13 protein-coding genes are annotated in these 12,928 nt (G+C 45.7%); 5 read left to right on the forward strand and 8 right to left on the reverse strand.

The genetic code is table 11. From position 1 onward, the window contains the following. The first annotated feature begins 114 nt into the window (after positions 1-114). Positions 115-828, forward strand: a complete 714-nt coding sequence (locus ITG12_RS19315; RefSeq protein WP_248874757.1) for a hypothetical protein — start codon at positions 115-117, stop codon at positions 826-828. Between the two features lie 84 nt (positions 829-912). Here ITG12_RS19315 and ITG12_RS19320 read toward each other — a convergent pair whose 3' ends face one another. After that, complete coding sequence (locus ITG12_RS19320; protein WP_248874759.1) at positions 913-1,476, reverse strand: porin family protein; 564 nt, start codon at positions 1,474-1,476, stop codon at positions 913-915. Positions 1,477-1,782: 306 nt separating this feature from the next. On the opposite strand from ITG12_RS19320, the gene ITG12_RS19325 reads away from it, so the two are divergent. Next, positions 1,783-2,616: a winged helix-turn-helix domain-containing protein gene (locus ITG12_RS19325; protein ID WP_283102947.1), complete on the forward strand. Its 834-nt coding sequence runs from the start codon at positions 1,783-1,785 to the stop codon at positions 2,614-2,616. Continuing rightward, positions 2,607-3,101, forward strand: coding sequence for a hypothetical protein (locus ITG12_RS19330; protein ID WP_045477917.1), 495 nt, complete (start codon positions 2,607-2,609; stop codon positions 3,099-3,101). Before ITG12_RS19325 ends, ITG12_RS19330 begins: the two co-directional genes overlap by 10 nt. A 133-nt stretch (positions 3,102-3,234) precedes the next feature. Here the strand turns inward: ITG12_RS19330 and fruA are convergent, their stop codons facing one another. Genes fruA through fruB form a run of 3 tightly spaced genes read right to left on the reverse strand, consistent with a single transcriptional unit; the run spans position 3,235 to position 7,119 of the window. After that, positions 3,235-4,980: a PTS fructose transporter subunit IIBC gene (fruA, locus tag ITG12_RS19335; protein WP_248874761.1), complete on the reverse strand. Its 1,746-nt coding sequence runs from the start codon at positions 4,978-4,980 to the stop codon at positions 3,235-3,237. A gap of 19 nt (positions 4,981-4,999) precedes the next feature. Next, positions 5,000-5,974 carry a 1-phosphofructokinase gene (gene pfkB / locus ITG12_RS19340; RefSeq protein ID WP_248874763.1) on the reverse strand — a complete coding sequence of 325 codons (975 nt, stop codon included), beginning with the start codon at positions 5,972-5,974 and terminating at the stop codon, positions 5,000-5,002. A gap of 11 nt (positions 5,975-5,985) precedes the next feature. Then, on the reverse strand, positions 5,986-7,119 hold the full coding sequence (gene fruB, locus ITG12_RS19345; RefSeq protein ID WP_248874765.1) for a fused PTS fructose transporter subunit IIA/HPr protein: 1,134 nt from the start codon (positions 7,117-7,119) through the stop codon (positions 5,986-5,988). A gap of 364 nt (positions 7,120-7,483) precedes the next feature. Between fruB and cra the strand changes: the two genes are divergently transcribed. Beyond that, positions 7,484-8,479, forward strand: coding sequence for a catabolite repressor/activator (gene cra / locus ITG12_RS19350; protein WP_248874767.1), 996 nt, complete (start codon positions 7,484-7,486; stop codon positions 8,477-8,479). Here cra and ITG12_RS19355 read toward each other — a convergent pair. Beyond that, on the reverse strand, positions 8,469-9,422 hold the full coding sequence (locus tag ITG12_RS19355) for an endonuclease/exonuclease/phosphatase family protein (RefSeq protein ID WP_248874769.1): 954 nt from the start codon (positions 9,420-9,422) through the stop codon (positions 8,469-8,471). The genes cra and ITG12_RS19355 overlap by 11 nt on opposite strands. A gap of 126 nt (positions 9,423-9,548) precedes the next feature. Here ITG12_RS19355 and ITG12_RS19360 point away from each other — a divergent pair, with 126 nt between their 5' ends. Further along, positions 9,549-10,088: an RNA-binding S4 domain-containing protein gene (locus ITG12_RS19360; protein ID WP_038870841.1), complete on the forward strand. Its 540-nt coding sequence runs from the start codon at positions 9,549-9,551 to the stop codon at positions 10,086-10,088. Between the two features lie 107 nt (positions 10,089-10,195). On the opposite strand, the gene ITG12_RS19365 is transcribed toward ITG12_RS19360, so the two are convergent. The 3 genes from ITG12_RS19365 to ITG12_RS19375 form a co-directional block, all read right to left on the reverse strand. Beyond that, a complete protein-coding gene (locus ITG12_RS19365) occupies positions 10,196-11,014 on the reverse strand; it encodes an EAL domain-containing protein (RefSeq protein ID WP_045405301.1) in 819 nt (272 codons plus the stop codon). Between the two features lie 93 nt (positions 11,015-11,107). Next, positions 11,108-12,028 carry an amino acid ABC transporter permease gene (locus tag ITG12_RS19370; protein ID WP_039976780.1) on the reverse strand — a complete coding sequence of 307 codons (921 nt, stop codon included), beginning with the start codon at positions 12,026-12,028 and terminating at the stop codon, positions 11,108-11,110. Between the two features lie 76 nt (positions 12,029-12,104). Next, positions 12,105-12,923: a transporter substrate-binding domain-containing protein gene (locus ITG12_RS19375; RefSeq protein ID WP_038877956.1), complete on the reverse strand. Its 819-nt coding sequence runs from the start codon at positions 12,921-12,923 to the stop codon at positions 12,105-12,107. Between the last annotated feature and the right edge of the window lie 5 nt (positions 12,924-12,928).

The raw sequence follows: 12,928 nt of genomic DNA on the forward strand, positions 1-12,928 counted from the left end.
AAAGGAAGGCTGGTGGTTTGGTGTACACCTTACTGATTTTTATGATTTTCTTACAAGAGATTGATAAATCTTGCGTATACTAAAGAAACATCATCAATAAAAGAGCGAACGCAAATGAACAATCGCGGATTACATGGACTCTTCCTTTTAGGTTCACTAACGCTAATTGGCTGTTCTTCCACAGACGGCATTTCTACTGATAATACAGATTCTCAAGTTCCTGTAGAGCTAAAAAGTGCAGATGCAGCGACCATCGCAACGTGGATTGACCAAAGTATTCTGATGCCACAGGGTCTTTCTTTAGAAACGGACAAAATTCGTTATGTTACGGGATCTGCTGATTTGAACAGTGATGGTACAGCAGAACATTTGGTGTTGTTCCAAGACCGTTTCTTCTGCGGAAGTGGTGGCTGCACGGCATATATGTTCGATAATAACGGTAAAGTGCTGAACCGCATGTCGGTAACAAGAACACCGATTGCACTAATAGACAGCTACAGCAACGGTTGGCAAGACTTTGTTGTGTGGAGTAATGGTGCTTATCGTCAGATGAGTTACAACGGTGAATCTTACCCAAGTAACCCGTCAGTAGAACCTAAAATCGACCACAGCACTCAAGTTCAGACAGCGACAGCGTATGTGATGGCGACAGAGTTATACCAGCAAGATGGTTACGATATTATGCCCGTCGATGACAAAGAGATTTGGACGCCGGCCAACGTGTATCACTTCACCTTTAAACACCATGGTGATCCGCAAAATGTTTACAACGCGATGGTGAACTTGAACAGCGGTGACGTGGATATCGAATCTGAACCGATGCAATAAATCGGCACGTTATACAAGAAAGGGCGAACGCTTATCGTAAGCGTTCGCCCTTTGTACTTTCTATGTGTCCGCGTTTGTTTTTTATTAAAACTTATAAGTTGCACCCGCATAGAAAGAGCCGACCTGAATGTTGGTGTCCCAGTTCGAGCCTTTCGAGCCGACATTGAAGTGGTCCATCTCATACGCTGCTCGGAAAGTGATGTTGTTAAACTGATGCGGCGAGTATTCAAGACCGGCCCCTACGCGAAGTAGCAGCTCGTTTTCGTCTTCACCGAGAAATTCAGGCACATCCACCGAAATGTAGCCCAAACCTAGCGTCGCGAATGGTCGTAACCCATTGTCGAATGTGTAGCCAATGTTTGCAGCAACAGACGCACTATTTACGTTGAGATCAAAAGGCGTGTTCTTTACTTTGATATCACCGTAGTCAGTGTATTGAGCTTCTATACCGACGATACGATTGAATTGATAACCGCCAATAATTTTAAAAGTTGTGCCATCAGCATCCAAATGTGTAAACGGACTATCATCACTGTATGTGGTGTTACCCATACCCCCGCCCAGATAAAACCCTGATACATCCTGTGAGCTATTTGCATGAGCCTGAATGCTAACAAGTACGGCGATAAGGGTGGCTGCTTTTTTCATTGTTATTTACCTCTGTATTACTGTCTGTATTGTTGTGTTTAAAACAGTGTTCATTATCTAAATGAGGCGCTGAAAAACTAAACAAAAAGTAAACAAAAACCAAATAATTCCTATTGATTTAGTGACTTAGGCAATTGTGTGTTTTTTGTGTGCTCGGAAGGTATGCAGAGTTAAAAATTGATGTTTGAATCCTTCATTACTAAAAACTGAGTGCTGCATTGTGGTGTGATGAAGATGACTTGGTTTTTAGAATGGTTCAGCAAACCTGACCTATAATTCAAGGAGTTGAGAAAGCAGTGAGCCTGTATGCATAGAATCTATTTCGCCAATTTGGTCCTCGATCCGACGACAAGGACATTGTCCAATTCACACGGTAATGATGTTCCTCTAAGGCCACTTCCATACCAAGTGCTGAACTTGATGCTTGAAAAGCAGGGCGTACATGTAACTCGCGAAGAGTTGTTCGAAACCTGTTGGGATGGTTCAGTTGTTACCGATCAAGCATTGACCAATGTCATTTCCGGTTTAAGAAAGAAACTTGTTCAGTTGAAGGCGCAAGGTGTACAGATAAAAACGGTAAGTAAAATTGGCTATTTACTGGAAGTTGATGCGGATGTTAAACCCATCAAACAGAAAGTTGAGATACCGGAACTCCAAACGCTCGAAATTGATGATGTTGAGCATCAAGTCAAAGCAGCGCCCAAGCAAGAAGCTGAATCGCGAGACAAGGCATTTAGCTTAACCCCAATACTGATGACGGCTTTCTTGCTTTTTGCGATTGTCTTTGTGCTTTATTTTCGTCCGTTTGTGCCACATCCTGATTTTCTTGATGATTCGGATTACCAACACTTTTCTGTGTCAGAAACGGACTTCTACTTTTACGATCAAAATCATGACGAGTTAGATCTTTCGGCTTTGGCAAAGAGCTTCAACGATGAGGTATTTCCGGTGTGTCCGGCCATCGTATATTTGCGTGTGTCTGAATCGGCTTATCAAGAAGGAGCGCATATTTTGCGTGCATTTGCTTTCGCCAAAAACAGCAATAAGAACGTCAACTACATTAAATTTTCTCTCGATATCGACACCTTGAAAGAAACGGTCTTAGAGAGCATGAGCAGGGCGGATGCAATATGCAGATAAACAAACTACTCGTACTCAATATTGCGTTGGCAATTGGCCTAGTGGGCGTGGTCGTTCACCAAAAGTATTTCCAATCCGATGAAATTACTGGTTCGCGCTGGGCGTGTGCAACGTTTGAAGAAGACTTTATTACTAGAGGTTACCGACGTTATGAAAACATCAGTGACCGTTCCGTCGTGGTGTTTAGCTCGGATAGAGATATGTACATTTTCCAGAAAGGGTCGCTGCTGACGAAAAAGGGCGAAAGCAAAGAGTATGAACTGGTTTACAACGGCAAGTATCAAGTGGATGGGCATGCGCTGACGGTGGATTATCAGAAAGTCAGTTGGAATGAACAGCCAACGGAGAGTGAAGTTTTCGTAAGAGACATGAACTCGTATGTGGGCACAAAAACGGACTTCATCTACAAAGTAGAGGACGAACAACTGTTCTTTTTCAATCAGAGCGAAACAGAAGAGAGTAACTTTATCTGCTATCGGATTTAGCGCCCGTTAGACTCCGATTATCGCTCAATAAAAAACACCTCCCAATGCCGAGGCTAGAGGGAGGTGTCGAATGCCAAATCGAGGGAGGCATTGTTAATCGTTGCTTAGAACCGTCTAAGCGAGTTAGTCACGATTAAGCAGCTGCTTCTTGTTTCGCTTCTGCTTTGTTCTTTAGGAAAGCGTAAGTGAAACCTGTTACCGCTGTACCTGCTGCGATTGCAACCAAGTACATTAGTACTGGCGAGATTGCGTTAGGGATAAGCAGTACAAAAAGACCACCGTGCGGTGCCATCAGTTTTGCACCGAACAGCATCGATAGAGCACCAGTTAGTGCGCCACCCGCCATACATGATGGGATAACACGCATTGGATCTTTCGCTGCGAATGGGATTGCACCTTCAGAGATAAAGCACAGACCAAGCACGAATGAGGCTTTACCTGCTTCACGCTCGCTTTGCTCGAACTTGTTCTTAGCAATGAACGTCGCAAGACCCATACCTAGTGCAGGAACCATACCCGCGGCCATGATTGCAGCCATTGGTGCGTAAGTTTGCGAAGCCAATAGACCTACACCGAATGCGTAAGCAGCTTTGTTTACTGGACCACCTAAGTCGAAACACATCATTGCGCCAAGGATAATACCTAGTAGAACTGCACTGTCTGAACCCATGTTGTTTAGGAAATCAGTTAGGCCGTTCATGATGCCAGATACTGGACCACCCACGATGTAAATCATCACTAGACCCGTGAACAGTGTCGCCACGAACGGGATGATAAGGATCGGTTTAAGCGCTTCCATTGATTGTGGCAGTCTTACTTTGTCGGCAAGGAACTTAGCAGCGTAACCTGCGATGAAACCTGCTGCGATACCACCAAGGAAACCTGCACCTGTTGAACTAGCAAGCATACCGCCAACTAGACCTGGAGCCAGACCCGGACGGTCAGCAATAGAGAAGGCGATGTAACCAGCAAGAACTGGGATCATCAAGGCGAATGCAGAGCCACCACCAATGTTCATTAGCGCTGCTGCTAGCGTACCTTCTTCTTTAAACGCTTCTATACCAAATACGAAGGATAGGGCGATGATCAAACCACCAGCTACCACAACTGGCAGCATGTGAGATACACCTGTCATTAGGTGTTTGTACGCGCCTTTCTTCTCTTCTGTCGCTGATGATGCGCTAGAAGAACCAGAGTGTTGGTATACGCTTGCTTGTTCAAACGCTTTGTCCATTTCTTCCGCTGTTTTCTTCAGCGCTGGACCGGTTTTAGTGCGGTACATCTTCTTGCCGTTAAAGCGGTCAAGAGGTACTTCGATGTCGGCTGCGATGATGACCAAATCTGCGTCTGCGATTTCTTGGTCAGTCAGTTGGTTTTTCGCACCTACTGAGCCACGTGTTTCCACTTTGATTTGGTGACCACGACGTTTGCCTTCTTCTTCTAGCGCTTCTGCTGCCATGAAGGTGTGCGCAACGCCGGTTGGACATGCAGTGATAGCAACAATCTTTTTAGTTTCAGAGGCGCTTTCTGCTGGTGCTGCTACTTGTGCCGCAACTGTGGTTGCTTGCTCTAGCGTTGCTGCACTTTCAACAGCAGTTTGTAAGAAAGCGGATGCGTCTTTCGCTACGGTGCTGATATCTGCTTGGTAGACTTTTTTACCTACGAAACGAGAAGTATCAACTGGAGTGTTAGCCGCAATTACGATCGCTTCTGCTTGTTCAATGTCAGCGTCTGTCAGCAGTGTTGGTTCAACCACGCTTGATTGGCATTCAATCTTTGCGTTCCAACCCAGCTTCGACGCTGCTTGTTCTAGTAGACCTGCCGCAATGATGCTGTTCGCAACACCACTTGGACAAGCTGTAATAATGGCAATATTCATACTGATAACCTTCTGTTCCTTAGTTTTTGTCTAAGTTCGTATTAGGGTAAAGCTCGGTTACTTGCGTTTGGAGCTTGATGTTCTCCAGTTCTTCCTGACTGGTTAGGCCAACGCCAACTTGGCTCACTGCTAGGGCAGAAAGCGCAGTAGCGAAGCGCAGTAAATCGTTTTTCGGCATCACTTGCATGTGACCCCAGCACAAGCCAGCAACAAGCGTATCGCCAGCGCCAACAGTGCTTACTACATTCATTCGTGGTGGTTGAGCACGTAACCATTCACCTTGGTTAAGCCACATCACGCCGTCTGCACCCATAGAAACTACGATGTTCTCAATGCCTTTATCGCTTAGCGTTTGCGCTGCTTCTTGGCATTGTTCTGGCGTTGAAAGGTGCTCGCCGACAAAGTCACTTAGCTCTTCGTCGTTTGGTTTGATCAACCAAGGATGAGCGTCGATGCCTGCACGTAGTGCCGCTTTGCTGCTATCGAACAAGACTTTCTTGCCTTGCTGATGCAGCTTCTCAATCCATGCCGCGCATTGCTCTGCAGTAACACCGCCCGGTAGGCTGCCTGCCAATACAAAGTAATCGTGTGTTTCTGCAAGGCGGAATAGGGTTTCTTCAAAGCGCGCGATTTCTTCTGCTGTGACTTGAACACCAGGGAAGTTGATGTCGCTCACTTGGCCATCTGCTTCAACCAATTTCACGTTGATGCGAGTTGCGCCTTCTACTTCAACGAATTCGTTTTCAACCTTGATATCGCTGAATAGCTGGTGGAAGAGCTCTGGGTTGTCTTTGCCAAGAAAGCCCGTCACTGTAACGTCTGCACCTAGGTCGCTAAGCACTTTCGCTACGTTTACGCCTTTACCAGCGGCGTGTAGGTTGCTCTTTTCAACTAGGCTGACAGAACCCACTTTAATTGAGTCCAGCGAACCTGTTAGGTCAAGGGCAGGGTTAAGCGTGATGGTAACGACTTTGTTTGTTTTCAATGCTGTCATTCTCTCGCCCCTTAACCTTCGCCAAGACCAGATGCGATTGCTTTGCCGATTGACTCAAGTGCTTGTGCAGCATCTGGACCTTCAGCAGAGAATTGAAGCTGGTGACCGTGTTTCACACCCAGCGCGATAACTTTCATTAGGCTCTTCGCGTTCACTGCTTTGCCGTCGCCATCTAGGTTTGCCACACGAATGGTAGATTCGAACTTCTTCGCTTCAGCAACTAGCATTGCGCCAGGACGAGCGTGTAGGCCGTGGGCGTTTTTGATCTTAAAGATTGCCGTGTTGCCATCTTCAGCCGCTTCTGTTGCCATTTCTTCGCATTTGAATAGTGCAAGGATCTGTTCAGCAGAAGCATCAAGTAATTTGCTGTGTTCGTTGTTAAACACAAGCTTTGAAATCGTGCTTAGGATAGATTGGTGAGCGTTGTTGCAAGCTGCAAATGCAACTAGAGCACGCACTTTCTCACCTTCGAATTCACAATCATTTGCTGTTGATACAAAAGAAACACCAGTGCGAGTTACTTGTCTATCACTACCAACAAGCCATAGACCTTGACCAAGGTGCGTTGGTGTTTTTGTTACTAGGTCTGCAACGAACTCTGTACCTGCACAACCTGTGTTTTTAAGTAGGCCGCCAGCAACCGCGCTCATTTGAATCATGTCGCTTGCTGGGAATAGCAGTTGAATGAGAGAAGCATCGAAATCCGCCTCTAGCTGAACGTCGCCATGAAGCAGGGCAATAATGTCGTCTTCGTTTTTCGCATCACGCAGACGCTCTTCAACGCCATCCGCACCCAGTACCTTTGTTAGCTGCTTAAGAATGCCCAAGTGCTCGTCTGATTTCGCAGCAATACCAATAGCAACGTAAACTGTGTTGCCATCACCCCATTCAACGCCTTCTGGGAAGTGGTGAACAGCAACGCCGGTGGTTTTCACCATTGAGCGCGTGTCAGTCGTGCCGTGTGGAATCGCGATACCGTTACCTAGAAACGTAGAGTTCTGGTTTTCACGGTTTAGCATGCCTTCTACATAGCCTTGTTCAACCAGACCTTTGTCTGTCAGGCTTTTCGCGATGCTTTTGATCGCTTCAAACTTATCTGTAGCGGATTGAGATAGGGTAATGTCGTTCTTACTTAGCTTAAGCATGGTGCTTCTCCAGCCTTAAGGTATCTATTTCTAATTCATCTTGGCTACGCAGAGATTGGTTTGCGTAACGTCGTTTATCTGTTTTGCTTAACAAAAGAAACTGAATCGATTCAGCTTTTGGTCAAATTTTTTAAAACACTCAGCGAAACTGTTTCTAAAATCGAAACTTAACCACTCATGGCTTTATGCTTTTAAAGCCTAGCAAAGGGAGCCTGTATTGCGTGATTTTGGTGACTCTCGTCAATTTTTAAGTTTTGCTGAATCCTTTCAGCTTTTATACTGAATCGGTTCAGCATATAATTCAACTTATCGAAGGATCGTTGATGTATTAATATGATCCCGCGCACAGAACAGGGCTTAGAATATGACACTGGATGAAATAGCAAAATTAGCTGGGGTTTCGAAGACCACAGCAAGCTATGTGATTAACGGAAAAGCGCAGAAATACCGCATCAGCGAAAAGACTCAAAAGAAAGTCATGGCGGTGGTTGAGCAGTACAATTACAAACCGGATCACGCCGCATCTTCTTTAAGAGCGGGCAACTCCCGTTCGTTCGGTTTGATCATTCCAGATTTAGAGAACACCAGTTACGCGCGTTTAGCAAAACTGATTGAACAGAACTCGCGTAAAGCGGGCTATCAAATTTTGATCGGCTGTTCTGATGATGATCCGCAGACGGAGCAAAAGGTTGCAGAGGCGCTCGTGAGTCGTCGTATTGATGCGCTATTCGTGGCGAGCAGTATGCCAGCAGCCAGCGAATATTATCTTAAGCTGCAAAACTCGGGTACGCCCGTTATCGCACTTGACCGTCCTATGGATGATGAACACTTTTGTTGTGTGATCAGTGAAGATTTTGATGCGGCGTTTGAGCTTACAGAATCAGTATTGTCGCCTGAGATTGAGTCCATCGGCCTGATTGGCGCATTAGAAGAACTGCAAGTCTCTAAAGAGCGTGAACTGGGTTTCCGTTCTGCATGCCAGCAAAAAGGTAACGAGGCATTAGTAGGTTATGGTCAGCACTTCTCTCGTGAAGAAGGCAAGAAGGTGTTAGAAGGTTGGATCGCAAAGGGCAAGCTGCCGGATGCTGTGGTGACCATGTCTTACACCTTATTAGAAGGCGTGTTAGACGTGATGCTAGAAAAGCCAGAGTTGATGGGCAAAGTACGTTTGGCCACGTTTGGTGATAACCGCTTGCTCGACTTTCTTCCAATCAAAATCAACTCTCTTCCACAGCAGTTTGAGCTGATCGCCGACAGCGCAATGGAGTTGGCGCTTAATGCCTCAGCTAAACGCTATAAAGCGGGTGTAGAGCTGATTCCGCGTAAGATTGTTAAGCGCCACACCGACCCTAAAGCTTAATTTCTACCGTCAGCGCCACAAATGCGTGGTCGCTGGCGTTTTTATCTCTCTCAAAAGACGGGTTGATTAGGTGCGTATCGTGCACTTGGTAGCTCGTGACTTCCGCGATTGATACATCTTCATGAGAATCGAACTCTTGCGACAACAGTATGTAATCCAACACGTTTCCTTTCGCAAAGTGATAATGCGTTGCTGGTCGTGACTCCAATGAGGGCGTTACTTGCAATTCCCATCCGTCATTGAGTCGCAAATCAGTGACGCTGTCACCATATTGTTCAACCAACGCCTTGTTCACACTGGCATCAGTGATGGGTTGGTTCATGTCGCCCATTAATACCGTTGGCATCGGGCTACTCGCATAGTGCTTTTGCATGGCATCACGCAACATTGCCGCTTCCCAGCCACGTTGTTGAGTTGAGAGCCAACGGGCTATTGGTCTGCTTGCCTGTTCGGGGGCTTCTGTGTCCGCAGGGCGTTGAGATTTTAAATGCGTCACATAAACCGTAATGTGGCCGATAACGGGATGCACAATGCTCGCTCTAACCGGTTTTCGACTGAAAGGGGGCGCGGTGAGGTCGCCAAAGGCAGCGAGTGTTTCTTTGTCGAACGTAACTGCTTCATAATGTTCAATCGGAAAACGCGAAGCGACGGCGACAACAGGACGCGAGTAGATATAATCGCCTTCGACATGTGGCGTATCGACACAGGCAAAGTGTTCGTAACCGATCTCAGCAAAGAAGTTTTTGGTTTCTTCAATGCTGAACACTTCTTGCAAGCCGATGATGTCAGGATTGAGCTGTTCGATTTGTGATTTTGTCCAAGCGAGTTTGTCTTGCCATTGTTCTGTCGAGTAGATGTTCTCGAAATCATAATAGGCATTGGGTGGGGCGATAAAGTTAAATAGATTCGCCGTGGCGAAGGTGATTTGGCTCGTTTTAGACAAAATGACGCTCGTTCAAGGAGTTATTGGGTGAGTATATACCCAAATAGCAGAGATGAGTGAAGATCACGTTTCTATTTGTACGCATTCCGTTTAAACTCCGTGCATCAAGATTAATGAGTACCGAACATGACCCAAGATTACGAAAACGAAGAGTATTTAGAAGGCGAAGAAATTGAAATCGAAGCGATTGGCATCGACGTCGACGCGCACCCAATTGAACTGTATAAGCTTTTTAAAATCGCAAACTTGGTGAGTGGCGGTGGTGAAGCAAAACACATCATCGAAGAAGGTTACGTTGCGGTAAATGGTGAATTAGAAACGCGCAAGCGTCGCAAAATGTACGATGGTGATTTTTTCGAGTTCAACCAAGAATATTATGTTGTTGTCTGTGACGCGCCAGTAACTGAACCTGAATCTGCTGAAGAAAAAGCAGAGAAAAAGGCGAAGAAAGAAGCACAAGCGGCTCGCAAAGAAAAGTCTCGTTCGAAAAAGAACGACAAAGCGAACGTTAAAGGGCCGAAATCAACAGGCCGTAAAGCCGCGCACAAAGAGCGTAAAGCACAGAAAGAAGCCTTATCTCAATCGGCTAAGAAAGGCAAAAAAGAAGATAAGCCTAAAGCGACTCGCGATCCGAACAGCGGCCGTAACTCAATCGACTTCTTTTAATTGATGTTGGTTTGATTCGATAGATTCGAATAACTAAAAAGCGCCGACTTAGTGTGACTAAGTTGGCGCTTTTTATTTGTAGAGTGGGCGAGGATGCTCGTATGAGCTCAATGCAGAAGCTTATTACTATTAACCTGATTCGTCCAATGGTGGATTGCGTTAGGCTTGCCGAGGTAAAAACCTTGGTAATAATCTAAGTCTAATCGTTGCATGGCGGAAAGCTGAATGTTTTCCTCTACACCTTCTATCACGACTTTCGCATTCATCTCTTCAGCCAGTTCTACTGCGTTTGCAATCGCCAGCGTATCACCTGAACAATAATCGAGAAGGTAAGAACGGTCTATCTTGATGATGTCGGGGCAAAGATGTTTAACGCGAGACATGTTTGAATGGTGAGAGCCAAAGTCGTCAATAGCGAACAAGAAGCCATTCGTCCTCATCAATTGGACGGCTTCTATCAAAAGCTCAGTGTCACCACAAGATTCTTCAACTACTTCAAATACGACGTCAGAGGGGTGCATTCCAAGCTCCTCTAAGCGTTTGTACAGAAGGCCGTTATCTTTGAAACCCATATCTTTAGTTAGGGTAAGCAGCGTTTGAGGCATGACATTAAGAAATAACTTAATTGTTGAACCTGCGAAGTGCTTGGCAAAGTTACGAATATGAATAGCACGAGATAAAAACTCGATACATAGACGAAAGTAGGTATCAATACTTGCATCAGCAAAGAATAGGTCTGGCCGAATGTTAGCGCCGTCTACACCACGAATGCGGAGTAGGGCTTCCATACCGATTATGTTTCTATGCTTATCGAAGATAGGTTGATAAACACTGTAAAACGTATATTGGTTGAGCACGACATAGTATTCACCAAGACTGTCCTGTCTTATGTACTGCTCGTAGTCGGACTGCTGCTTTAACTCCATGAAAAACGCCAAAAAACTAGCATGGCAATGACTGTAACAGGATGGAGTTCCGATTTGAAGGCTTACAAAGTCTTAAATATGAGGGCTTTTAAGTTAATTTGAAATAGATTCCGATTTTTTCTCTATGTATCTAAAAATCATTGATAGACCGAAACAAATCAGAAAGTAAACGAAGCCGACGATTAACCAAATTTCGAAAATGTAGCCTGATGAATTGGCCATCTCTGTGCCGACAAAGGTCATTTCTTGAATCGAGATCAGCGAAACGATAGAAGTGTCTTTAACCAGTGAAATGGTTTGTCCGGCGAGGGCAGGTGTAATTGCTTTGAGTACTTGTGGGGCAATTACAAAACGGTATTTGACCCAGCGAGATAAGCCGAGTGAATCTGCAGCTTCCCACTGGCCTTTATCCACGCTTTGCAAACCAGCGCGAACCACTTCAGCAATATAAGCGGAAGACAGTAAGCCGACACAAAGCACACCAGAGGCCAAGTTTTCCCATAGGTTTGGTGGACCAAATAAGAAGTTCTGCAGTGCATTTGTATCTCCGCGATAGTTGCGCAGAAGATCTTCTAACCCAAGTAATGGGATTAACTGGTTCGAGATGAAAAAATAGAAGATGAATACGAATACCAAAGGTGGAATGTTTCGTACCAATTGAATAAAAGCGTTGGCAGGTGTGCGCAACCAAGCTGAGCCTGAGAAACGAGCTAAACCAAGTAGCGTGCCCAATACGAGAGCAAAGGTGATCCCCCAAAGGCTTAAGCGCAGCGTTGAGATTAAGCCTTGGAAGAAATACGGCAAGCCGCCGTCTGCTCTTGGGGTGAATAAGAGGTCAATGGCTTCTTTCCAATGCCAGATGTAGTTTACGCCAACGGTAGAACGATGATAGAGCCAAACCCCAGCCAACGCGCAGATGGCAAGCAGTACCCAATCGAGTAGGTTAAAACGACTTAAGAAAAAGCCTGATTTTGCTTTGGTTGGTGCAACGCGAGTGGTGGTTTGTCCGCTCAAAGTTTGACTCCGATAGTAGAGAAGAAAACCGACCCGCAGTACGAGTCGGTGTTGTTAATTCGTGCGATGATTAAGGTTATTGACCTTGTGCCACCTGGTCTTGCCAATCTAGCGTTGAGAACCAGTATTCGTAGCGCTCATCTAACCAACCATCTTGGGTACGAGCTTCAATCCACTTGTTAAAGAAGGCTTTTTTGTCTTCTTCTCCTAAGCGAACCGCAAAGGCTTCGTTACCTTTTGATAAGCGCTCAGTAAATGGGATAAACAGCTTATCTGCGTGTTTGATCGCTTCATGCTCCGGTTTCGGGCTTGATGCAATGACTGCGTGTGCATTGCCGTTTAGTACTTCTTGGAATGCTTGAGCATCGTCATCGAATTGCAGGATCTTCGCTTTAGGGAACGTCTCACGCGCTACTTGCACTGTGAACGCGCCACGACGAGCGGCAATTTTTATACGGCGAGAGTCAAAGTCTGAAAACTCACTAAAGCCAGCAGCTAGCTCTTTGCTTGCTGCTACTTGAACGCCTGAGTGAGAATACGGTTCTGTGAACAATACGCTCTTTGAACGTTCTGGCGTAATCGACATGCCACCAATGATTACATCAAACTTCTTAGCAAGAAGAGCTGGGATGATGCCGTCCCACGCTGTCGGTACGAATTCAACTTGTAAGCCTGAATCTGCGGCTAGGCGTTTCGCTACATCGATTTCAAAACCAATTAACTCACCTTGTTTGTTACGCATTGCCCAAGGCACAAATGTCGACATACCAACGCGAAGCGTGCCGCGGTCTTTGATTTGATCAACATTTGGGGTCGCGGCTTCTTCTTTTGCAAGCGAAGGCAAAGCAATCGCAAGCCCCAATAATGCAGTAATGGTCGCTTTGAATAACTTCATGCTAT

This window comes from Vibrio sp. ED002, assembly GCF_023277445.1.
In the GTDB taxonomy this organism is placed as follows: domain Bacteria; phylum Pseudomonadota; class Gammaproteobacteria; order Enterobacterales; family Vibrionaceae; genus Vibrio; species Vibrio jasicida.